This window comes from Clostridia bacterium (genome assembly GCA_026414765.1).
Taxonomy (GTDB): Bacteria; Bacillota; Clostridia; order Acetivibrionales; family DSM-27016; genus SKW86.
On the sequence record JAOAIJ010000024.1, the window covers coordinates 12,576 to 36,757 of the forward strand.

Here is a 24,182-nt window from a genome sequence, read left to right on the forward strand (position 1 = left end):
AAAGGTTTTGTTTCAATAGGGGGGATGTTTTTGTCAGTAGCAATAATTTCTACAAAAACCGGAAATGGGCACAACAGCGTAATGAATACTCTGGCTGATGAATTTAAGAATCAGGGCTATGATGATGTAGCTGTTTTCCCGACTTTTTATGAAGATCTGATGGTTAGTAATAAGATAATGAGTGATTTTTATAATTTTTTAATGATAACATCTACAGAATTGTGCGGCAAATTCAGCGAATTATCTTCGCTTGTGCGTCCGGACTTGTCAGAAGATTTTTATAATGGAGTACATGACAAAATAGTAGAATTTATAAAATCAAATAGTTTTTCAACTATTATCTCGACATCACATACTCTTAACCATGCTTTTATCAGAATCCTTAAGGAAATGGACTTGTATTATTCAATAGGGTTTTACATAGTGATAACCGACCCGTATAATCCAATTTCTGTGGGTTTTGCTGCACAGGATGCAAAAAAGTATTACTGTGGCAGCAGCACGGTAAAAAACATTCTGCTTAAAAGCGGTATAAGTGAGCAAAAAATTGAAGCTGTAGGATATCCTATACATTCTAAGTTTTTCAAAGAGTTCACTGAGAAGGATATTGACGGAATCTATCAAAAGCTTGATTTCCGGAAAGATAAAAAGACTCTTTTGATAAACAGCGGATCACAAGGTGCCTATCACTACTTAAAGCTTTTAAAGCCTGTACTGGCCACCTATAAAGATTTACAGATCATTTTTGTATGCGGCAGAAACAAAAACTTGCAGGATCTGGTCAATGCAACCATTAAAAAGGAGAAATGCACCAATGTGCGTGCTTTTGGATTCGTAGATAATATCGAGGAATTGATGAAGGTATCGGATATAATCATAACTAAAGCGGGAGCCAATGCGTTTTTTGAATGCTTGTACATGCAAAAACCTATGATAATTGACGGGATAAACGGCTATCTGTTCCAGGAAAGAGGTGTGCTGGATTTTATCAAGAGAGATAAAATGGGTATCGTTTTGGATGATCAGGAAAATTTGATCAATGTCATCAGTGAAATGCTGGATGACAGAAAATACAACGAATTTAAGGAAAATATCATAGAGTTGAAATTGCAGAACGGTGCCAAAGAAATAATATCAGATATACTGAAGACAGAGGGTTTGAGATAAGCCCCATATATTAGCTGAAGAAATCTTAATAAATTTGGAGGAATCAATGGCAGATACTTTTGTTGATGAAATGCTACCCTTTCTTCTGCGCCGTGATAATGTAGCACGTTATGAAAATGGAAAGGTGTATATTGGGAACAGAAGGAAATATCCCTTTGAGAAGACTGAAGAATGCTGCGAAGATGCTGACAGTGTTGCAAAAGCCATAACCAGTATGGTCACACAGGGCGGCGGACAATGGATAGCAGCTGCATATGCCATGGCTATGGAAGCTCGGAAAGTAGAAGACAAAGCTTCTGAGGAAATATACGGTTTTTTGGATGGTATGCGCGTACGGCTTTGCAATACCCGTCCGACCAATACTACATTATCCAAGAGATTGAATGAAATCATGGGTATCATAAAAGATTCATCCGGACGAAAAGAATCAGTTGAGGATGCAATAGTAAAATGGGTAGATAAAACAAGGGATTCAGACTATGAAGAATTTGCAAGAATGGGAAGGATAGGAGCAAACCTGATTGAAGACGGGGACGGAATCTTAACAGTATGCTTTGCAGAAATGTCTTTTTTATTTGCACTAGCTTATGCAAAAAGTGATGGGAAAGATATACGGGTATTTACTCCCGAAACCCGTCCTTACTTGCAGGGAGCGCGGCTAACGGCCCCTAGTATCCATGAGCTTGGCATACCGGTACAAATTATCAGTGATAATATGCCTGGATTTTTATTGTCCCAAGGTAAAATACAAAAATATTTTACTGCTGCTGATTTGGTAACTTTGGATGGATATGTGGTCAACAAAATAGGAACTTTCCAAAATGCGGTCTGCGCCAGTTATCATAAGATTCCTTACTTTGCATTTTGCCGGGAGCCTGATTCCAACAAAGCTGATCATACTTCGATAGTGATTGAAGAACGAAATCCTGAAGAACTAAAAAAAATTTGCGGTATTCCTACTACTGTTCCGGACATAGGCGCGTATTATCCTGCTTTTGATATTACACCGCCGCACTTGGTAGCAGGTGTAATAACTAATAAAGGAATAATAAATCCATTTAGCTTAAAGATGTATTTTTAGTATATTCAGAGAGATAAATTTTCTTGATAGAGGGGTGTAAATATGGCTCTTACTGCCATTATTGCAGGTACTGGTTTTAATAAAATCGACGACATAAAACTTGAAGAGCAGATTATAAATACGCCTTATGGTAGTGTACGGATTCATATGTTTTCTGACAGGAATATTGTTTTTATAAACCGTCATAACATGGAACACAATATTCCTCCACATAAAGTTAATTATAAAGCGAACATGATGGCATTAAGCATGCTTGGTGTCAAAAAGATATTGGCGGCTTTCGCCGTCGGATCCATAAACCTGGATCTAAAACCGGGAAGTTTAGCTTTACTGTCTGACTTTTTGGACTTTACAAAGGGAAGAGACAACAGCTTTTTTAATGGAGATGATTCCGGTGTGGTACATGTTGATATGAGTTCGCCATTTTGCCCGGTCTTAAGCAAATCGTTACTGGATTCGGCACCTGAATTCGGTTTCAAGCTGTACCCAGATAATACTTATGTATGTACAGAAGGCCCGCGTTTGGAAACACCGGCAGAAATCAGAATGTTTAGGATGCTTGGTGGTGATGTGGTAGGTATGACTTGCGTTCCGGAAGTTTTTCTGGCAAAGGAATTGGATATTCAGTATGCTGCAGTAGGACTTTCTATCAACTGGGCAGCAGGAATCGACAAGAGCAGCATTAATTTTATTACTGACAGCCTGGATGATGTAAAAAGGAAAGTTATCAAGCTCTTCATAAAAACTTTGCAGACCCAAACCGTGTTGGATCTTGATTATAATCTGCAGAAAATCGGCTAGAAAAAAATAAAGAAAAACTGAGAGGAAAAGTGTGTATGGAAAGTATTATACAAAATATTGATTTTTCGGTTGGAAGGTATTCATGTGGATATTCCCTTTTTTATAATATTTTCTCTAACTATGGCTATGAGATATCTGAAACAGATATTTATTTCTTAGGCAACGGTATGGCTTTTGATATTATTCCTGACGGGAAATATAATTTTGGCTATTCTTCCATGAAGGATGTAATTCTTAATATGAAGAACAGCATTACCGATAAGATAGATTTCTATTCCGGAGATGATAAAAAGTATTTGGAAAATAAAATGCTTGAAGAGGTGTCGGCAGGAAACATGATTGCGCTGTATGTTTATGCAGACTGTCTTGAGCATCACGATATAAAAGCTATAAGATACCCATTCCATCTTCTGGCGGTATATGGTGTGGATACTGTCCGAAGAACAGCTTATATTGGCGATTCATATATAGTAAACGACAAGGGACAGGCTTCTTTATATATGGGAAAAGCAGATCTGGATAAAATAATGTCCAGTACCAAAGAATTTGCGGTATTTAAGAATACAGGCAAAGTGGATATTTCCAGGAAAACAGTTTTTGATAGCGTTTTGAACAGTATTAACGTGTTTTTGAATTATGAGTATAAAGACGGTTTATTGATTGGGAATTCAGGTTTGAAAAAGTTTGTTAGGGACATAGATGAACTGGTAAGGTTCAATGAGCCAATTTTCAACCAGTACCATGAAAATATTGCGGCTGCCTTGAAGTGGATAAGTCTTGGACCGATGATGAAAAATATTATGAATTTGTTTGATGAAAATGAAGAATTAAGGGTTAAGGATTATGAGATGATTATAGATGAATTTCAAAAAATAGAATCCGAATGGATCAAATTTTCCTTAAATATTATAAAGCTGGGCTACAGCCCCAAGAAAGATAAAATCGGAGTTATAATAGAAAACTGCAATAATTTGATAGGCAGACAGGAAAGTGCATTAGCCGGTTTATACGAACATATAAAAACAAGTGCTTAATAAGGTTTTGTTGCAAATAATATAGGGGGGATGAAGTGTATGGACGACCAAATCCAATCTAATGTTTTCGAAAACACAGAAATAAAATTTAAGATCCATCATGTAGGCTGTGCGGTAAAAAATATTTCCGAGGCTTTAAAATATTATGTGGGTATTCTGGGGTTTAAAGTAGTTGAAGATGCTTTTGAAGTACCGTCACAGAAGGTAAAGGTATGTTTTATCGATGTAGGAAACGGTACTCTTATAGAGCTGGTCGAAGGTATTTCTGAAGACTCTCCGGTAAAAAAAATACTGGAACAGCCTGGAGGGGGAGTATATCATGCCTGCTATGAAGTAGAGGATTTAGAAAAAGCTGTCAGTTATCTGTGCAACAATAAATTTTTAAAATACAGAAGGAGTGAAATACGCAATGAAAGGTATCGTGCGCTTTATATGGTAACTCCCGATGATCAATTACTGGAATTAATTCAAAAATTATGATATAAATATATTGTTTAGTTTAACCCTGTGGTTTTGAATTTTATATTTCATTATCGAGAAATAGGGAGTGTGAAAATGAAAATAAGTGCATCAGATGTTAAGAAGATTGCTGCTGAGCTTGGGGCAAACCTGTGTGGTGTTGCTCCTATTGAACGTTTTGACAGTGCTCCGAGGGGATATCATCCGTGTGATGTTTTACCAGAATGCCAATCGGTAATAGTGATCGCCAAATATTTTCTTAAAAGTTCTTTATATGCCAATTCTACCATACCGTATACTACAGTAAGGAACAGTATATCAGATAAACTGAATTCAATGGCGATAGAATTGTCTCAGGCATTAGAAAGCAGGGGAGTTATTGCGGTTCCAGCCAATACTATCGGACCGGATGAGTGGGATTCGGATACACAGAGAATCAGAGGCATTATATCACTGAAGCATGCAGCTGCAAATGCCGGTTTGGGGAAAATCGGCAAGAATACGCTGCTTGTAAATAAGGATTACGGTAATATGATCTGGCTTAATGCGGTACTGGTATCTGAGAAGTTAGAACCAGACCCTTTGGCTGACTACGAAGTGTGTAATCCCAATTGTAATTTATGTATAAAGTCCTGCCCGGTAGAAGCTTTGGATGGAATTTCTATAAATCAGCCCGAGTGCCGTGATTATGCGTTTGGAGAGCATAATGGAGGCGATTGGCGCATTAAGTGTTTTACTTGCAGGAAGGTATGTCCGAACTGTACCGGGATCAGCTAGCAGGATTTACCTTTATATTTTAGATCAGAGCAATAAAGAAAGGAACATGGTAAAGTATGTATAATGAAAGTGTTAACAGATGCGCATGGTGCTTATGTCATCCACTTGCAGTAGAATATCATGATAAAGAGTGGGGTACACCTGTATATGATGAACAGAAGCATTTTGAGTTTATTACACTGGAAGTAATGCAGGCAGGGCTGAACTGGCTTATGATATTGAAAAAACGCAAAAATTTGCAGGAAGCATTTGATAATTTTGATTATAATATAATTGCTGGATACAATGAAGAAAAAATAGAAAAATTACTGTCAGACCCTGGCATTATCAGATCAAGGAAAAAGATAGAAGCAGTAATCAATAATGCCCGTATGTATATAAAACTGCAGAAGGAATTTGGCTCTTTCAGCAACTATATCTGGAGTTTTGTTGACAATAAACCGATTTTAGACAGAAGACACAGCATGGGCTATATTCCTGTCACAACAGAGCTTTCTGACAGGTTAAGTAAAGATTTAAAAAAACGGGGCTTTAAATTTTTGGGTTCCACAACAGTTTATGCACATCTTCAGGCTGCCGGCCTGGTAAATGATCACCTTGCAGACTGCTTCAGATATAAAGAATTGACGGGTAATTTATAAGTGTTTTAAGAAGGCTATCAATTAACAATATGAGAGGGGTATAGCATGCCGGAAATCTATAAAGCATATTATGAATCAGAGATAGGTATTATTGAAATAACCGGTAATAAAGATGAGATATTATCAGTCTGCTATTTTGAAGGTTCACCGTCTGCACTTGAAATACATCCTTGCTTAGAGAAGTGTATCAAACAACTGGATGAGTATTTTAAGGGCCAACGTAAGGAATTTACTATAAAAACCGGCATAAATGGTACCGACTTTCAAAAAAAAGTTTTAAGAGAAGTAATGAAGATACCTTATGGTAAAACAGCCTCATACAAAGAAATAGCGGAATACATAGGAAATGAAAATGCAGTAAGGGCAGTTGGAAATGCAAATAGAAATAACAATCTGGCAATAATAATTCCTTGTCATAGGATAGTAGGCTCAAACGGACATTTAACCGGTTATGGGGGAGGCTTGTGGAGAAAGCAATGGCTGTTGGAGCATGAAAAAGAAGCAAATAAATAAATCACATATAGACCTCTGCTAGAAATATTCTAACAGAGGTCTATATAGTTTTGTCATAGTCAGGTATATGTACTGAAATATTCTATTTCCACTTATAGTTAAGTGAATCAAGTTTTTGTGTTGCTTCAATAATTGCACTTTCCTTGGATATGTTATTTTGTACCGAAATCTGATCAGACAGTTTTTGGATCATTTCCTCTTTTGGAGCTTCCGTACACCATTTGCAGAAAAATTCACCTGTACTGTCTTTTGCCCTGTCTCCTGCATGGGCATTAAAATCCCAATCACAAGCTAAACATTTGTCGCTCATATATATTACCTCCCATGTAAATATATGTATATGTTACTATACTAATATTATATAAACTTACAAAAATAGTCAATAAATGCTGGAAATAAATTGAAATGTGTACAAAAAAGTACTATATACAGATATATGTTGGGAAATGGTTGGAAAATAACGAAATAGATTGATGTATTAATCGTATAGAGTTAATAATGCTTACTTCAGGATTTTTGATTTCACCTGTATGATTATTGTTATTCTGTTTTATATTACTTAATACCAAAGCAATTCGGACATACTGTTCTGCACTTCCAGCATATTATTTGCTGTCTTCCTCCTCTGTATGTATATGCATTATCATAGCAGGTTAATTGTTTAATAAGCTTACCGTCTATTGCACCTACAGGGCAGGAATTTATACATATTTTGCAATTTTTCGCACAAACCTCATATTCGGCTAAAGGGTCTGCTTCCAGCTTTTCCGATGTAAGCACGGCGCTGCACCATATCATATTGCCGTATTTATTGTTGATTAGGAGATTGTTTTTACCTATTTTACCTAATCCTGCATACACTCCTGCATATATCAGGGACATATCATCTCTGTATCTGTCGTCTTCATCCCATTCGCAAGGACCAATCGACCTTTTTGCTACTGCAGCCGTACCTCTGGACTTAAGCTCTTTTGATATTAATGAAGCCATATTATCCAATTTTTTAACCAATTGATTTCTAACCTGCGTATAATTTTTTGGATCAGAAAGAGAGCTTCTTGGGAATTCACAAGCTACAACCACTACTGACTTGCACGAAGGCAGTATATCACAAGGATGATATCCTCTGGGCGCGGTTGTAAAACGGTCAATTGATGCTATACCACATAAATCTGCGCCATACTTGGCAGAAATTCCTTTTACATCTTCAGAACAAATACCCAATCTTTTCACTCCTTTGCAATATGAAACAAAATATATATTAATTATTCCCACATATACATTACTTATCCCAGCCCCGGTTAATACCTGCCATACCGATATTGCTGCAATGGGTGTTAAAGTATTTATTAATGCCATGCGTTGCATCTGTTTTTAAAACCCAAACATATATATTTTACCATAATTTCCAATAAGATGAACATTAAGTGTGTTTTTTTGAAATAAATTTTTATACTGTACAAGCAAAAGGCAAAGGACTGTTTGCTGACAGGGGTCCTTTGCCTTATACAGATCTACTGGTAATATATATCGGAAAACTCTATATTTATCGCTTGTATAAGACGATAATTTGTTAATTCCTGAAGATATTGGCCTGAACAATTTTCTGTCGCTTTTTTTACAGGCAGCAACAGTGAGAAAGTGCTTCCTTTGTCTACTTCACTTTTTACTGATATTTCACCTTCCAATGCATAGGCAAGCATTTTTACCAGTGACAAGCCGATACCTGTACCTTCTGTTTTTCTGGTCAGGGAACTGTCTACCTGCCCGAAACGCTTGAAAATGATTTCCTGTTTATCCTTTGGTATTCCTATTCCTTCATCTTTAACATCAATTTTTACAAATCCTTTTGCTGATGTCAGATTAACCTGAATAGCCTTGTTTTTCGGTGTGAATTTAATTGCATTGGACAAAAGATTGAGCATTATGCGTTCAAATTTTTCTTCATCTATTTCTATTATCTTTTGATCAAGATTTGAACTGAAAGTAAGGTGTACACCCTTCTGACGGGCACATAGCTGAACGGAATCAATCAATGCCTTTGTTAAAAAGACTATATCATAATTCTTTTTGTGTACGCTTAACTTCTCTGCATTTATTTTTGTCACATCAAGGAGATTATTTATAAGCCGTATCTGCCTGAATGCGTTTTGCCTTATCAGATTAAGATAACCCTTAGCTTTTTCTGAAAGATCTTCCTTACAAATCAATTCCATCGTTTGAATTGCTGAATTTATTATGGTTAAAGGAGTTCTGAATTCATGAGAAATCACTGTCAGGAATTCATCTTTCATTTTATTGTTCTTGTAAAGCTCTGTAATATCTCTGGCACACATAACTCCGAAGAGGAAGCTGCCTTCATTATTGTACACCGGCACGCCGCTTACACTTAGTATCAATTCCTTATACTCATTTGACGCTTTCACAATTTCCTGTTCAACTTTTTCTCCCCGTAAAACACGTGAGGTGGGCAAATCATTAAAAGCTATTTCATTATCCTCCGTATCCATACATTTACATGTTTCGTAGAACTCATGTGTATTTTCAAAGCTGTATGGGTATATATGCTTTCTGGCTTCCTTATTTAGTATGATATACTTTCCTTCACTGTTTACTATAAACAAAGCATCGGACATATTTTCTATAATGGCTTCCAGCTGCTCCTGCTGATGTAATAACAATTGTGACTGTGTTTGTACTTGCTTTCTGTATTTGACTACGTTTGTGACATCTGTTGCGGTAACAACACAGTATTTTACTATACCTTCAGCAAATATAGAAGTAACAGTAAAGTCCCAGTAAGTTTCGTCTCGCATCCTGTTTGTAAATCTCAGTTCGTTGCTTGTAAACGGTTGTCCGGTAGTAATAAGGTCGTTCCAGTGTGCATCTGCGGAAGGGTCGAACCATTTGGGACTAAACTCGCACAACTTGAGGCCTATCGCTGTAAACTTGCTATTATAAGGTTTGTCGAAAAAATCAATATACTTTTGACTTGCGTTTATAAGCACTAAATCCGGAATGCTGTATATCGCTACATAGGCAAGATTGTTTTCGCACAGCTGCTCCAGGTATACAAGCTTATCTTCCAGCCGTATTTGCAGTTTTTCCGTGAAGTAAAGTATTTTCCTGTTAATATCGAGATTTTGGGTTTTAATCGTTACTTCGCGTACCTTCAGGTTCTTGGTAAAAAGACTGCAGTTTATCACCCGGCTATCACCGTAAAGCTCATCAACACTATGGGTAAGTTTTAAATATTCAGTACATACTTTTTCTAAGGATTTCATTATAATACTATTCTTTGAGAAACCTGTCATTGATACAAAATCGTCCCCGACTTCAACTATAACTTCATTATCAACTGTCAGATATGAAGTATTTTGACTCCCAATTTGCTTTTTTTTCATTATTTCACCTGCAAACAGAAAAATATTCTAAAGCATTAGCATTCTTCCATACTGGTATTCTACCACTAAATTACAAAATATTCTATATTATAACAAATAAATATATTTATAGACATTTTATTCTTCGTTTTTTGATTGTTGATTTTTTCATTTCTACTAATGACCCAACAGTCTTTATACAATGTAATTTACGAAACCCTAATCCGTAAGAAAAATATGTGCTTCCTGTATTATGTTCCCTTTATCAATAAATTAGTTTGTGTTAATATATATTATTATAATTTCTTACTGATCAGGAGATAAGTATGACAAAAAAAGTACCTTTATTAGAACTTCAGACACGGATGAGCCGTTTTAAGGCAATTATGGACACGGCACACCCGGAGTGGGAGATAGCGGTAATCCTAAGCAAACTAAACCAGTTTTATTTCACCGGAACGATGCAGGGCGGTATGCTCCTGATTCAAAGAGACGGAGAATCTGTATACTGGGTACGCAGGAGCTTTGAAAGGGCTTTGGATGAGTCATTGTTTCCCAGTATCAAACCAATGGAGAGCTTTCGGGATGCCGCTGGGTCAATAGATAAACTTCCGGGTACTGTATATATGGAAACTGAAATTGTACCACTAGCCTTATATCAGAGATTTAGAAAATACTTTCCTTTTAATGATGTAAAGTCTCTTGATATGCAGCTTGCCAGAGTAAGGTCAGTTAAGAGCCGGTATGAATTATCTCTTATGGAACAATCAGGTGAGATCCACAGAAGGATATTGGAAGAGAGAGTACCTTCAATACTTAAAGAAGGAATGAGTGAAGCAGAACTTGCAGCTAAACTTTTTTCAATCATGATAGAGGAAGGACACCACGGTGTAGCACGCTTTGGAATGTTTGATACGGAAATAGGGCTGGGTCATATATGCTTTGGTGAAAGTTCGATTTATCCTACCAGTTTTGACGGGCCGGGAGGAAATTATGGGATGAGTCCCGCGGTGCCTTTGATAGGAAGCCGTGAGAGAAAGCTTGGAAATGGGGATCTGGTCTTTATTGATATTGGTTGTGGCGTAGAGGGGTATCACACTGACAAGACAATGACTTATATATTTGGTAAACCCCTTGCTGATGAAGTGATTGCTCAGCATTACAAATGTGTGGACATACAGAATGAGATAGCTTCAATGCTGAAACCCGGAGTAATTCCGTCACAGATATATAACACAGTAATGAATAAGCTAAGTACGGATTTTTTACGGAATTTTATGGGTTTTGGAAGCCGTAAGGTAAGATTTCTTGGACATGGAATAGGTTTGCAGGTAGATGAACTCCCTGTTATAGCAGCAGGATTTGATGAACCGCTTCAGGAGGGGATGGTTTTTGCACTTGAACCTAAAAAAGGTATTGATAACATTGGAATGGTAGGGGTAGAGAATACATTTACAGTCAACCCGGGTGGGGGGAAATGTATAACAGGTACGAATCCCGGACTGATCCCTGTATATTAATTAATAAATATGGCAAAAGGTTATTGCTGCTGCAATAACCTTTTGTTTGTATGAAATTCACTATCTAAACCAGTGTATTATCCAGAAACATCATCACGACAAATCCGACTAACAGGGCGTGTGTTGCCAGTTTGGAGTGCTTGTGGTCACTTTGGGTTTCGGGTATTATCTCATGGCTGATTACAAACAGCATTGCACCAGCAGCAAAGGCTAGAGCAAAGGGAAGAACGGGTCTTGCTATATGAACGACGCCTACACCGATCAAACCTCCTATAGGTTCTACCATCCCAGTAGCAAAGGTTATCAGAAGCGCTTTCCATCTGGGATATTTCTCGCGTATCAGTGGGAGTGCAACGGCAAGACCTTCAGGAAAATTCTGTAATCCAATACCTATAGCCAGGCTGAGTCCATTAAGTATATCTCCGTCACCAAATCCGACACCTACTGCCAACCCTTCGGGGAAATTATGTATTGTGATTGCCATGATAAACAACCATACTCTTCTTAAGCGTGCACCGTTTTTCAAGCTTTCATCGGAATCCATGGAATTAAGCATCAGGTTTGAGTCAGGAAACATTTTATCGGCTAAATCCAGAAAAACTCCACCAAACAAAATACCTAGAAGTGTAATAAAAGCTCCTTTGACCCCTCCTCCGCCTTTTTCTATTGCAGGAATGATGAGGCTGAATGAAGTAGCGGCCAGCATTACACCTGCAGCTACCCCCAGTGCAGCATCAAGCATCTTCTTTGAAACGTGCCTTTTTACGAATATGAGTAACCCACCTGCACCTGTTGCCAGGCCGCAAAGTAGACTGGCAAGCATACCTACAGCTATTATATTGAATTGCGACAGGAATTCTACCAATTTACCAATCCTCCAGGTTTCATAATTACTTACCTGTATTAGGTTATGATAAACACATTGAATTGGTGAATTTTAATAGACTGTCCGGACTACTTTACTTTTTAATATCTATATATTCTTTTATCTTCTTTTCTAGCAAAGAAAGCGGCATTTCGCCATCTTCGAGTATAGCATCGTGAAAATCCTTTATGCTGAATTTGTTTCGGAGTTTTGCTCTTGCCTCATCTCTCAGCTCTATAATTTTAAGATAGCCTATAGCATAGGTACATTCAATCCCAGGATAGACAGTACAGTATTCGGAATAAAACCTGGCGGAACCTTCATCACATATTTTGTTTTCAAGAGCATATTTTATGGCATCTTCCCTGGTCCAACGCATATAGTTCACTCCTATATCAATAACTGCTCTTCCTATATGCATTAGCTTGGTTTTCAGCATTTCAACCTCTCCATTGGGGTCTGAGGTTATTCTATATTCCCAGGGAATACTTTGGGCATAAGTGGCCCAGCCTTCACTAAATGCAGAAAATCCAATGATTTTACGGAAATTGGGAATATTCTTCATCTCTCTTGCCAGTGCTTGCTGGAGGTGATGACCCGGTACTCCCTCGTGATATAGTATCCATTTCATTGTATAGCTGTTATTACTGGCAAAATCTTTCGGTACAAAAATGGTAGCGGGTTTTGTACCATTCATATCGGATGAGTTATACTGAAAGAACCCTGAATTGGTGCTGCCTGTATCAGGGTAATACTGAACCTGTACCTTTGCTTTCGGAAGTGTTCCGAAAAGCATGGGAAGCTTACTGTACATGTCACTTATAACTTTTTGACAATCGTCCAGCGTGCTTATTGCTCCTGTTTCATTTTCGGAAGTAATTGTTTTTTTCCCTAATCGGCGTATTTCACTATTGATTTTATCTACTTCACTAGTTAGTTTATTATAGGCTTCTTCAGGCGTAATATCCAAAGTGGCATAGTTGCGGAGCATGTATCTGAAGTATTTTTCGCCCTCGGGCAGGTTATATACTCCAACGTAATCTTTGGATTTTTCAAGAAGACCGTCATAGTAATTAATCAATCTTTTATAAGACGGATATACAGTATTTTCAATTTCTGCTTTTACATCTTGAGTTAATCTTGTTTTAGTATCATCATCCAGTTTCAAACCTTTCAGTTTGTCTACGAATACCGTGTACAATGAATTATCTTCGGCGGATTGTGAGATGAAGTTGTTCATAGCAGTCAAAGTGTTTGAAATAACATATGAGGGCGGTATTATTCCCTTCTGCTCCTGGGCTTTTAAAGAATCTATAGTCTGTGTGAAATATGTATCAAACACTGACAACCGCTTAATATAGTTCTTGGCATCTTTCTTTCCATGAATTGTATGTGAGTTGACCATAAACTCAGGTAGTTGTTTTTGCACTCCCAGATAATTGTTTACAGGAAAGCCATAGTGCATAAATTCTTTGCCTTTGCCATAGTTTTCCATAAACCAGTCCAAGATATCAGTGGATATCAACTGCTCTTTGGTTTGCTTTGATCTGTCATAGCTGCGTAAGATATTTAGTTCCCGCTCAGAATACCTAAATAAATCAAGTTCATGTTCAAGGGAACGGTCTGTAAGCTTATCATCAAAGAATTTTATGCCAAAGGAATTAAGAACACCAAGTTTACTCATTTGCTGCGGGTCTTTAAGGGCGTATCCTATGAGGGTTCTTTCGTAAAATAAGTTGATACTTGTAGGCTTGAACCATACCAGTTTTACCAGCCACCAACCGAGTATCAGCAAAAATATCAGTATGGATGCCAGAATTATTTTCTTCTTATTAAGCTTCATGTGTGACACGGATTATCAGCTCCTTATAGTTACTATTCAGATATCCTGCTATTTTATATTTTTATATTACAGCACTTCGGATTTTGGGGTAAGTGTATACAATCACAAAACCTGTCATATTTTCTATGACAGTTATCATATGAAAGCGGAAAAGGTAATAAAAAATCACTGGTTGCTCAATATTGCAGGATAATGTAGAATAAAATCAATAAGTGTTGTAAACCGGGAAAAGGGATTGATAAAATTGGATGAAAAAACTGAAAGTACTCTGATCAAAGTACTCTATGCTTCATTATTTGTTGTTCTTATTTTTGTTACTATAAGGAATCTCAAGGACCCGTGGCTTGTAATCCTGTTTTCCGGGTTGCTTATTACTTCAGTTACAATCCGTAACGCAGTTGTCTATAATACATCTAATTACAGTATAATAGGCAGAATTATGATACTTGTAGATGTAGTTTTGATTTTCTTCATAGGTCTTGCAGATATCAGTGGAAAATATAGTATTTATTATTTTATTATTATAGGCGATACTGTTTTGGCTTTTTCATACCTGTTCAGCTGCAGTATTGCAGTCCTGAGTTACATTTCTTATGGTATCGGCAATTACATATATACGGGCTATCCACCCGCGAAAGCTTTTTTGATGGAAATGGCTTTTAATTCTCTTGCGTTTATAGCAGTAACTGCTGTAATGATTGTTGTAAAATATGAAATGAAGCAGAGGAATTTATTAAGGATAACAATGACGGAACTCAAAAATAAGAAAAAGCAGTTGGAAAATACCTTTGTCAAGCTGAAAAAAACCTCCGAAGACCTGGAAGAAATGACTATTATGAAGGAAAGAAACCGTATAGCCCGGGAGATACATGATACAGTGGGACATACTCTAACTACGGTGTTGCTTGAAATGGAAGCGGGAGAACGACTTATACCTGTTAATCCTGGTCTGGCGGCTGAAAAGATACAGTTGGCAAAGGGACAGATCCGAAAAGGCTTGAACGATATAAGGGAATCTGTAAGGATGCTCCAGACAGGGAGGGAAATTCTGGAGTTTGTGCCCTCGCTGAAACTTCTTATAGATGAGACTACAAAACATGGTGAAGTATTTATAAAGTATGATATATCAGAAATCCCGACACTCACTGGGAAACAGGAAAAGGCAATTTACAGGGCATTGCAGGAGGGACTGACAAACGGTATCAGGCATGGAAAAAGTACGGCATTTGTGTTTATTTTGAAATATGAAAACGGGCATATTAAATTTTTCCTACAGGATAATGGTACAGGTACTGATAAGATCGTACAGGGCTTTGGACTGACGGCAATGGAGGAAAGAGTGAAGGAACTGGGTGGAGTTTTCAGCATTGACTCGGAACCAGGGGAGGGCTGCTGTATTGCTATAAATATTCCTGTCGAAGGGGAGGGTCTGAATGATGGCTATAAAAGTACTGATAGTTGATGACCAGACACTGATGAGAGATGGCTTAAAAACAGTTTTGGAACTGGAGAAGGATATACAGGTGACAGGCATGGCAGGAAACGGCATAGAAGCTGTTAAGATGGTAAAGGTGCAAAACCCTGATGTAGTACTTTTAGACATAAGGATGCCGGAAATGGATGGAGTGCAATGTACAAAAGCCATAAAGGAAGTGTGCCCTGGAATCAAGGTATTGATGCTGACAACGTTTAATGATGAAGAGTATATAATGGAAGCACTTGCTTATGGAGCCTGCGGCTATTTGCTTAAGGATATTGAAATGAACAAGCTTGTGGAAGCAATCCATGATGCAGCAGCCGGGAAAATGATCATGCCTCCCCAAGTAGCATCCAAGCTGGCAGAGGGTCTTGCCAGGATGGCGCTTAAAAAGAAGGATAATATGATAACAGCAGATATTGAGTTTTCCGACAGGGAACATGAGATTGCGGGAATGATGGTTCAGGGGTTTACAAATAAACAGATATCTGCTGCTTTGTATATATCTGAAGGAACGGTTCGCAACTATATAAGCAATATTTACAGTAAGATAGGTATTGCCCATAGGACTCAGGCTGTACTTTATCTGAAGGAAAAAGGCTTCAGATAGATGCTGAGGCTATGAAATTTACTTGATTACGGAAATATGTGATGGTGGATTTTATGATTTTTACAGATGTTTTAAAATATTATAAAAGCAATATGAGACGGTTTATCGCCATATTTGCTACCATATCCCTCAGTGTTCTGCTGGTATATGTATTTCAGATGCTCATAAATTCTCTTACAAGCAGTGTTTACTTAACACAGATTGAGCCGAGAAAACATTTTTCCATTGTACGTCAAAAAGAGCTGTTACCCGATGAGAAGCTGATAAATGACATAAAAGCAAGGGATGAAACAGAAGAAGTATTACCGCTTGTTCTTTGGTCAACAGGCCTGAATATGATAATAGGCGGAGATACACAATCGGATATCGCAATGTTGAAAGAAAAGGACATGGATTATTTACTGTCTGTAATGGGCATGAAGATTTTTGAAGGCAGAAAGCCTGCACCGGGCAGACATGAGATTTTACTGCATGAGCGTGTTGCTGCAAACAAGAAGCTGAAAATAGGGGATCAGTTTGGAGCGTTGAACAGTAAGAATGAGTGGATGTCGGGGAGCTACAGAGTCGTTGGTCTTGTCAGAGGAAAGCCTGTTATGTCTTTTGCCCCATATGAAACTGCATTTTCAGACTACAAAATCAACTATGAATATCAGTTTGGGGCTGCCATTATTCCTAAAAAGGGAATGCTGGAAACGCTAAACAAATATTTGGACAGTCTGCCAAATACATATCATGTAAAAACTTATAATTCCAGTAAAGAAAATATCGAGAGCTTAACCGGAAACATTGATCTTCTCATTACAATACTCAGTATCATTGTAATGATTATTGCTTCGGTATGCGTAGGGTTTTTGTGCTATATCTACTTTTACCAAAGAAGAAATGAATTTGGGCTTCTTTGGGCAATAGGGTTCTCAAGAATACAGGTGGTAAACAGGGTATTCATTGAAATCAGCGGTATGAATCTGGCAGGACTTATTGCAGGTATTATCATCTCAGTAGTATTCGGCTGGATTTTAAGGATATATATTTACCTACCCGGGGGACAAAACCTGTATTTGTTTTCCCTGGACAGTATAATCAAAGCATTGTGTGTTCCTCTGTTCGCAACTCTTTTCAGCATAATTCCTATATGGCGCATGCTTAGGAAACTGGACCCTGTGTCAATAATTGAGGGGGTGATGTAAAATGCTGCTGGAGGGAAAAGAGCTATGTCTTATTTATGATATGGATAAGGAGCAGGAAGTATATGCCCTGAGAGATGTAGATATTACTCTGGACAAGGGTGAATTACTAGGTGTGATGGGACCTTCGGGGAGTGGAAAGAGCTCTCTTCTGTACGTATTGTCAGGACTAAAAAAGCCGATGTCCGGTACTGTATATTATAAGGATACAGATATTCAGGACCTTTCCCTGCTGGAACAGGCCAAGCTCAGAAAAAATGAGTTTGGTTTCATATTTCAGAAGCATTTCCTAATTGATTATTTGACGGTATTTGATAATATACTGGTGGGAACAAACCGTGATGAAATATCCAGAAATAGAGCTTTTGAGCTGATGGATGGCCTTGGTATTAGACATCTGGCAAAAAGAAAACCTGTACAGTTATCCGGCGGACAGAGACAGCGTATTGCAATAGCCAGGGCGCTCGCAAACAGACCATCTGTTATTTTTGCAGATGAACCTACGGCTTCCCTGGACCATAAAAATGCCATGGAAGTAATGAACATTCTGGAGGAATTTAGAGGTGAGACTGCTATAATGGTTGTTACGCATGACCGTTCCATACTGGAGAATGCAAACAGAGTAATTGAGATGTGGGACGGCAGGATTAAAGTCAGTTGAATGATTCAGGTGGCGCAGTATCAATGTTGAGGTTTGAGCTGTTTAGTGGTATATATGCATATTTACCGGTAAAATGTATTGAATTATATTTATAAAAGGTTGCTACTGATCTGTATCAACCTTTTATTGATGTATTTTGAAATCAGCGGATAATAGTGTTATATTTAATATAATGAAGGATAAATTATACAATTATAGAATTATAGAGAATAGAGTATAAATATATTCGTTATGTACTATGAACAACAAGTAATTTAAGGTTGTTTTACTAAAAAGTGCAAACAATGAGAAATATGGAGGCATCATATGTGGATTAAAGAAAAGTTTTTCAAGTATGCGATAGGAACTCTGGTAGCTTTACTTATTTTGTTCCTTGCAGGACAGTTGGATTTTATATTTGTACCTATAAAAAAGATTGCCGTAATAATATTTTTCCCGATGCTGGTATCAGGTTTTCTTTACTACCTACTGAGACCTCTTGTAAATCTGGCGGAGAAACGGCTGCGCATGCCGAGAGTACTTGCAATATTAGCAGTCTTTTTGCTGGTTATCGGGATATTTGCTCTGGTCGGAGTATATGCGGGTTCATTGGTAAGTAAGCAGCTTAGCCAGCTGATGTCAAACATGCCTGAGATTATCAATGGAGCTAAAGAAAAAGCAACTGAATTACTGGAAAACCAGAATCTTGTTTCCATGTTTTCAGGAAAAGTTCAGGAGCAGGCTACACAAGCCTTGCAGAAAATTGTGCCGCTTATAACAGGGAGCATATTCGGGGCTATTTCAACAGTAACAGGTATCGCTACAGTACTTGTAATGGTGCCTTTTATACTTTTCTACCTTTTGAGGGATGACCGTACTTTCGCTTCTAGAATCAAGGCTCTTGTACCCAAAGGATTTAAGGAGGAAGGCTATGCAATCCTGGAAGAGACAGACAAAACCTTGTCAGTGTATATCATAGGTCAGGCGATTATAGCCTTGGTGCTGGGAGTGTTGATGTATATAGGATATCTCATAATAGGGATGGATTATTCTCTGATACTGGCGTTTTTTGTAATGATTACATCCTTTATACCCCTGTTTGGAGCAGTAATAGGCGTAATACCGGCCTTACTGATAGGCTTGGCGGATGGCCCCTTTATGGTAGTCAAGGTAATTATACTTGCGGTGCTTATCCAGCAGCTGGAAGGGAACTTTATTTCTCCTAACCTTGTCGGAAAGAGGCTGGAAATACATCCGCTCACACTTATTATTTTATTTCTGATTGCTGCCTCACTGTATGGATTTGTCGGAATGCTGATAGTGGTTCCGGCTTACGCAGTTTGCAAGGTAATTGTGAGAAATTTTATCAGGATTTACAGATTGAGAAAGAGTCACAGTTTACTGTAACAGTAAAGAGGATAAGCCTACAGAATCAAACGGATCAGATGTAAAAATAGCAGCAGAGAAACAAATAATAATTGAAAGAATAAAACAGTAAAGGAGAAAATAATGATAAATCTCATAAATACCCTTAATATGAACCAGTCACTTGCAGAGGCTTTAAAAAAGGAAAATATAGTAATCCCTACTGAAATACAGAGTAAGGTAATTCCCCAGGCAATAAAAAACATTGATCTGATCGTACAATCAGAAACAGGTACGGGAAAAACTTTGGCATACCTTCTTCCTCTATTCCACAAGTTGAATACATCGGTCAGGGAGATGCAGGCAATAATACTTGTTCCGACGCATGAACTGGCTATTCAGATACAGCGCCAGATAGAGCGTTTGGCACAGAATTCTGATGTAAAAGTGTCCTCAGTGCCAATAATAGGTAATGTTAATATAGAAAGACAAATAGAGAAGCTGAGAGATAAACCGCATATAATCGTTGGTTCTGCCGGCAGGATACTTGAGCTGATAAAAAAGAAGAAGATTTCAGCGCACACAATAAAAACGATAATTCTCGACGAAGCCGACAGACTTATGGATGATAATAACGTGGATAGTGTAAAGGCAGTGATCAAAAGCACATTGAAGGAAAGGCAGCTTTTGATGTTTTCGGCTACTATATCACAGAATACGATAGCAAAAGCAAAAGAGATTATGAAAGAGCCAGAATTCATAAAGGGAGAGTCAAAAACAACAGTTCCTGACACGATTGAGCACTTGTACTTTATAGCAGAGCAAAGAGACAAAATTGAAGTGCTAAGGAAACTGACAAGGATTATAAATCCTCAAAGAGCCCTTGTTTTTATCAATAGAAGTGAAGAGATAGAGATTACAACTGCAAAGCTGAGATATCACGGCTTAAAAGCTGATGGAATCCACGGTTCCAACTTTAAGTCGGAGAGGAAAAGGACTATGGAGGAATTCAGAGCTGGTAAGATCCAGTTGCTTATTGCTTCGGATATAGCAGCCAGAGGTCTCGACATAGAAGGGGTGACACATGTTTTCAATCTGGATATACCGGAGGATCCAAAAGACTATATCCACCGTACTGGAAGGACTGGGAGGAAAGGAAACAAGGGGGTTGCAATTTCAATCATTACTGAAAGAGAGCTTCAGATAATCAAAAAATATGAAGGAGCCTTGAAAATACAAATAGAGGGAAAATCCATGTATATGGGAAAAATCACGGATGGAAGCAGGAAGGTGCAAAGAAAGCCGCCTGCCAGGCCGCAGTCCAAATCATCAGGAAATACCAATTTCAAGAAGAAATAAGTAATGTGTTATTTTGTCTGCGGCCATTTTAAAATCGCTTTTTGGTCAATAAGCTTTTGCTGGAGTGCTGATATTTTTATGTCCTGTACGGAGCAGTTGCCGTCGATAGCCAATCTGGCGGCAATGCCGGCTGCATGTCCCATTATCATGTATTGAGGCTCCATACGGAGTGTTGAGTAAGCAACATGGCTTGCCGAGAAGCATACCGGAACCAGAATGTTAGTCACTTCACTACGCTTTGGCAGCATTACACGGTAAGGAATCTGATATGGGTTTACCTTAACCTGCATATCTCCCTCATTGAGTACATGTCCTGTTGAAGTTGCATATCTTTGCACATTATGCGAATCACTGTTATATGAACCCATTCCAACTGAATCAGACTTAGTAAGATTTTTCTGTATATCATTCTGGGTCATTACATATTCGCCTGTCATACGTTTTGCTTCACGGATATAAAGCTGATACGGCCAGTTGTTGTTATCCTTGAATTCATCCTTTGCCAATCCCCACTTGCTGGCATCCTGTCTCAGCTCTTTCGGAACCTGGCTGTCGTTTGCCAGGAAATACAGAAAACCTTGGATATAGTTTTTATGCGCATTACTGATATCCTTCCTTGTTTTGTAGTCAGCCTCAGGATAATCCCAGCTTCCTCCTATATAGTCAGTGGAAAACGGCCCGTTATTATTTAAGTCGCCTTTACTATTTGGAAGCGGACTGATCCAGGCAACATCCTTGAAGGAAATATTCCTGTTTTTTTCTGACTTCTTAACTACATTAATCCACTCAATCAGCAGCTTATACCTCCCCGGATCATACTTGTCGGGTTTGGGAAATGGAGCCCTGTTTGACGCAGCATTCGTAAGGCAAAGACGGTAGTTGTAAGCCTGAACCTTTTTGTCTTCTGATCCGATTTTTCCTGGTTGTACATCCAATATTTCAGGGAAAAGCATTTTTTGCTTGTCATAAGCAGATACCTTATACTTAAAGTTGTGAGTACGTGTATAAGGTCTTACACCGGCAAGAGACTCACTGTAGGTAGAAGTGCCTTCACGGCCCCAGGTATAGGAAACGCCTGATTTTGCCATCAAATCCCCTTCGTAGGTACAGTCGACAAATATATCGGCTTTAAAAGCGGTATGGTTTTCAGTATGTATCTCAGTTATTTTTGTTTCTGCTTTTTTGACTCCGTCCTTTTCCTTGAGTCTGTGATGCAGATAAACCTGGACGCCTGCTTCTTTTACCATATCATTGAATACTTTTTCTGCTATATGGGGTTCAAAATACCAGCTTATATCCTTCTGATAGTATTTGCCGACTCTGGTGAAAAATTCTCTGGAAAGACCCCCGATTAAGTAATCTTTACCTTTGTCAGTTGCACCAAGACCCCCGGATACCATTCCCCCCAGATGACTTTCAGGCTCTAAAAGTGCCACGGACAATCCTTCTCTGGCTGCAGAAACGGCGGCTATGACTCCTGAGGCAGTCCCGCCGTACACAACCACATCAAATTGGAGCTGATTAATAATTACTTTTTTTTCCGTATCCGAGTTTAAGGGGAGTATATTGCTGAAAATTAAAGTAATAGCTATAAGTACTAAAGATGTTGTTTTTACTATCACAGGTTTATAGTTAAAATGGCTTTTATAGTTTGTTTCAAATATCTTAGGCATAAGTTGACTATATTCCTCCCAGGTATGTGGATTCCAGGTTTTATTATAAGTGTAAAACTTACAAAATTCAACATATGTTATAATATGTTTTATAAATCGGTTTGCACTTAAACAAGGTTTTACTGCAAGTTATATGCTCTTTATTTTATCTTTGAGATGAGTTATTATAAATAAATATCAGATAGAAAGAATAAGTGAGGTCAAGATGAGTATTCTGAATGTAGAAAATGTAAGCCATGGCTTTGGAGCCAGAAAAATACTTGAAAATGCATCATTCCGCCTTCTGAAAGGAGAGCATGTAGGACTGGTAGGGGCTAATGGTGAAGGAAAATCCACCTTTTTAAATATAATAACCGGAAAGCTGATGCCTGATGAGGGAAAAGTAGAGTGGTGCAGCAGAATCACAACAGGTTATCTGGATCAGCATACACTTCTTACAAAAGGGAAAACCATAAGAGAAGTTCTGAGAGAAGCGTTTCAGTACATGTTTGATCTGGAAAAAGAGATGCTGGATTTGTATGAAAAGATGGCTGAGGCATCAGAGAGTGAACTTGCGGTTATGATGGAGGATGTAGGTGAAATACAGAGTACACTGGAGCATAACGGCTTTTATATTATTGATTCCAAAATAGAAGAAGTGGCAAACGGACTGGGGTTGGGTGATATCGGACTGGACAGGGATGTGGCGGATTTGAGCGGAGGTCAGAGAGCAAAGGTCTTGCTGACAAAACTGCTACTGCAGAGTCCTATGATTCTGATCCTGGACGAGCCTACAAACTTCCTTGATGAAAATCACATATACTGGCTGAAAAACTACCTGAAAAATTACGAAAACAGCTTCATACTGGTGTCGCATGATATTCCGTTCTTAAATGAGGTAGTGAATGTGGTATACCATGTAGAGAATGCCATTCTTACAAGGTATTCGGGAAACTATGATCAGTTCCAGCTGATGTATCAGCTTAAAAAACTTCAGAATCAGCAGGCATATGAAAAACAGCAGAAGGAAATCGAGCGCTTGGAAGATTTCATAGCAAGAAATAAGGCAAGGGTTGCAACAACAAATATGGCAAAAAGCAGACAGAAAAAGCTTGATAAAATGGATTTGATAGAAAAGACCAGGGAAAAGGTCAAACCTGTCTTCAAATTTAGAGAAGCGAGAACTCCGGGAAGGTTTATATTTCAGGCAAGCAATCTGGTCATCGGTTATGATGAACCGCTCACAAGTCCTTTAAATCTGATCCTTGAGAGAGGAAAGAAGGTGGCAATAAAAGGTGTCAATGGTTTGGGCAAGTCTACATTGCTGAAAACGCTGCTGGGGATACAAAAACCTGTATCTGGGGAAGTGAAGCTTGATGAATACCTGTATCCCGGATATTTTGAGCAGGAATCCGGCAGATACAACAGCAATACTGCAATGGAGGAAGTATGGAACGAATATCCAGGGATGGGTAATGCAGAAGTGCGTGCCGCTCTTGCTAAGTGTGGGCTGACCAATGAGCATATTACAAGTCAGATGGTGGTTCTGAGCGGTGGAGAGAATGCAAAGGTCAGATTGTGCAAACTAATGCTGAAGGATGTTAATTGGCTGGTGCTTGACGAGCCTACTAACCATCTTGATGTAGATGCGAAGGAAGAGTTGAAAAAGGCTCTGAAGGAATTCAAGGGTACAGTTGTTCTTGTAAGCCATGAACCTGAATTCTATGAAGATTGGGTCACAGATGTGTGGAATGTGGAAGACTGGACGACAAAGATAGTATAGAACAAGGCTCCTGAAATTCAGGAGCCTT

The 24,182-nt window shown here is 38.3% G+C and carries 22 protein-coding genes; 16 read left to right on the top strand and 6 right to left on the bottom strand.

Going from position 1 to position 24,182, the window contains the following annotated elements; all coding sequences use genetic code 11:
- The first annotated feature begins 30 nt into the window (after nucleotides 1–30).
- The 8 genes from N3I35_10280 to N3I35_10315 all read left to right on the top strand — a co-directional run bounded on the left by N3I35_10280 (nucleotide 31) and on the right by N3I35_10315 (nucleotide 6,473).
- Nucleotides 31–1,167, top strand: a complete 1,137-nt coding sequence (locus N3I35_10280) for a CDP-glycerol glycerophosphotransferase family protein (GenBank protein MCX8130474.1) — start codon at nucleotides 31–33, stop codon at nucleotides 1,165–1,167.
- A 46-nt stretch (nucleotides 1,168–1,213) separates the two neighbouring features.
- Nucleotides 1,214–2,248, top strand: a complete 1,035-nt coding sequence (locus tag N3I35_10285; GenBank protein MCX8130475.1) for a s-methyl-5-thioribose-1-phosphate isomerase — start codon at nucleotides 1,214–1,216, stop codon at nucleotides 2,246–2,248.
- Nucleotides 2,249–2,290: 42 nt separating this feature from the next.
- Nucleotides 2,291–3,049: an MTAP family purine nucleoside phosphorylase gene (locus N3I35_10290; protein MCX8130476.1), complete on the top strand. Its 759-nt coding sequence runs from the start codon at nucleotides 2,291–2,293 to the stop codon at nucleotides 3,047–3,049.
- A gap of 35 nt (nucleotides 3,050–3,084) precedes the next feature.
- Nucleotides 3,085–4,083, top strand: a complete 999-nt coding sequence (locus N3I35_10295; protein MCX8130477.1) for a BtrH N-terminal domain-containing protein — start codon at nucleotides 3,085–3,087, stop codon at nucleotides 4,081–4,083.
- A 39-nt stretch (nucleotides 4,084–4,122) separates the two neighbouring features.
- Nucleotides 4,123–4,563, top strand: a complete 441-nt coding sequence (locus N3I35_10300; protein MCX8130478.1) for a VOC family protein — start codon at nucleotides 4,123–4,125, stop codon at nucleotides 4,561–4,563.
- Between the two features lie 75 nt (nucleotides 4,564–4,638).
- Nucleotides 4,639–5,319, top strand: a complete 681-nt coding sequence (locus N3I35_10305; protein ID MCX8130479.1) for an epoxyqueuosine reductase — start codon at nucleotides 4,639–4,641, stop codon at nucleotides 5,317–5,319.
- 56 nt (nucleotides 5,320–5,375) lie between these two features.
- Nucleotides 5,376–5,960, top strand: coding sequence for a DNA-3-methyladenine glycosylase I (locus tag N3I35_10310; GenBank protein ID MCX8130480.1), 585 nt, complete (start codon nucleotides 5,376–5,378; stop codon nucleotides 5,958–5,960).
- Between the two features lie 45 nt (nucleotides 5,961–6,005).
- Nucleotides 6,006–6,473, top strand: a complete 468-nt coding sequence (locus N3I35_10315; protein ID MCX8130481.1) for a methylated-DNA--[protein]-cysteine S-methyltransferase — start codon at nucleotides 6,006–6,008, stop codon at nucleotides 6,471–6,473.
- Nucleotides 6,474–6,555: 82 nt separating this feature from the next.
- On the opposite strand, the gene N3I35_10320 is transcribed toward N3I35_10315, so the two are convergent.
- The 3 genes from N3I35_10320 to N3I35_10330 all read right to left on the bottom strand — a co-directional run bounded on the left by N3I35_10320 (nucleotide 6,556) and on the right by N3I35_10330 (nucleotide 9,877).
- Nucleotides 6,556–6,783: a hypothetical protein gene (locus tag N3I35_10320; protein MCX8130482.1), complete on the bottom strand. Its 228-nt coding sequence runs from the start codon at nucleotides 6,781–6,783 to the stop codon at nucleotides 6,556–6,558.
- A 245-nt stretch (nucleotides 6,784–7,028) separates the two neighbouring features.
- A complete protein-coding gene (locus tag N3I35_10325; GenBank protein ID MCX8130483.1) occupies nucleotides 7,029–7,697 on the bottom strand; it encodes an epoxyqueuosine reductase in 669 nt (222 codons plus the stop codon).
- Between the two features lie 290 nt (nucleotides 7,698–7,987).
- Nucleotides 7,988–9,877: a PAS domain-containing sensor histidine kinase gene (locus N3I35_10330; protein MCX8130484.1), complete on the bottom strand. Its 1,890-nt coding sequence runs from the start codon at nucleotides 9,875–9,877 to the stop codon at nucleotides 7,988–7,990.
- A 305-nt stretch (nucleotides 9,878–10,182) separates the two neighbouring features.
- Between N3I35_10330 and N3I35_10335 the strand changes: the two genes are divergently transcribed.
- On the top strand, nucleotides 10,183–11,376 hold the full coding sequence (locus tag N3I35_10335) for a Xaa-Pro peptidase family protein (protein ID MCX8130485.1): 1,194 nt from the start codon (nucleotides 10,183–10,185) through the stop codon (nucleotides 11,374–11,376).
- A 64-nt stretch (nucleotides 11,377–11,440) separates the two neighbouring features.
- Here the strand turns inward: N3I35_10335 and N3I35_10340 are convergent, their stop codons facing one another.
- Complete coding sequence (locus N3I35_10340; protein ID MCX8130486.1) at nucleotides 11,441–12,241, bottom strand: ZIP family metal transporter; 801 nt, start codon at nucleotides 12,239–12,241, stop codon at nucleotides 11,441–11,443.
- A gap of 94 nt (nucleotides 12,242–12,335) precedes the next feature.
- Complete coding sequence (locus N3I35_10345) at nucleotides 12,336–14,084, bottom strand: DUF885 domain-containing protein (protein ID MCX8130487.1); 1,749 nt, start codon at nucleotides 14,082–14,084, stop codon at nucleotides 12,336–12,338.
- 244 nt (nucleotides 14,085–14,328) lie between these two features.
- On the opposite strand from N3I35_10345, the gene N3I35_10350 reads away from it, so the two are divergent.
- From N3I35_10350 to N3I35_10375, 6 genes are all read left to right on the top strand, one after another.
- The gene (locus N3I35_10350; GenBank protein ID MCX8130488.1) at nucleotides 14,329–15,546 is read left to right on the top strand and encodes a sensor histidine kinase; all 1,218 of its coding nucleotides are present in this window, start codon (nucleotides 14,329–14,331) and stop codon (nucleotides 15,544–15,546) included.
- Nucleotides 15,518–16,171 (top strand): response regulator transcription factor, encoded by a 654-nt coding sequence (locus tag N3I35_10355; protein MCX8130489.1) that lies wholly within the window; start codon nucleotides 15,518–15,520, stop codon nucleotides 16,169–16,171. Before N3I35_10350 ends, N3I35_10355 begins: the two co-directional genes overlap by 29 nt.
- A 53-nt stretch (nucleotides 16,172–16,224) precedes the next feature.
- The gene (locus N3I35_10360) at nucleotides 16,225–17,358 is read left to right on the top strand and encodes an ABC transporter permease (GenBank protein ID MCX8130490.1); all 1,134 of its coding nucleotides are present in this window, start codon (nucleotides 16,225–16,227) and stop codon (nucleotides 17,356–17,358) included.
- Between the two features lies 1 nt (nucleotide 17,359).
- Entirely contained in the window at nucleotides 17,360–18,016 is a 657-nt protein-coding gene (locus tag N3I35_10365; protein ID MCX8130491.1) for an ABC transporter ATP-binding protein, read from the top strand.
- A 306-nt stretch (nucleotides 18,017–18,322) separates the two neighbouring features.
- On the top strand, nucleotides 18,323–19,402 hold the full coding sequence (locus N3I35_10370) for an AI-2E family transporter (GenBank protein MCX8130492.1): 1,080 nt from the start codon (nucleotides 18,323–18,325) through the stop codon (nucleotides 19,400–19,402).
- A 102-nt stretch (nucleotides 19,403–19,504) separates the two neighbouring features.
- Nucleotides 19,505–20,719: a DEAD/DEAH box helicase gene (locus N3I35_10375; protein ID MCX8130493.1), complete on the top strand. Its 1,215-nt coding sequence runs from the start codon at nucleotides 19,505–19,507 to the stop codon at nucleotides 20,717–20,719.
- 8 nt (nucleotides 20,720–20,727) lie between these two features.
- On the opposite strand, the gene N3I35_10380 is transcribed toward N3I35_10375, so the two are convergent.
- Nucleotides 20,728–22,392: an FAD-dependent oxidoreductase gene (locus N3I35_10380; GenBank protein ID MCX8130494.1), complete on the bottom strand. Its 1,665-nt coding sequence runs from the start codon at nucleotides 22,390–22,392 to the stop codon at nucleotides 20,728–20,730.
- A 205-nt stretch (nucleotides 22,393–22,597) separates the two neighbouring features.
- On the opposite strand from N3I35_10380, the gene N3I35_10385 reads away from it, so the two are divergent.
- Complete coding sequence (locus N3I35_10385; GenBank protein ID MCX8130495.1) at nucleotides 22,598–24,154, top strand: ATP-binding cassette domain-containing protein; 1,557 nt, start codon at nucleotides 22,598–22,600, stop codon at nucleotides 24,152–24,154.
- Nucleotides 24,155–24,182: the final 28 nt, after the last annotated feature.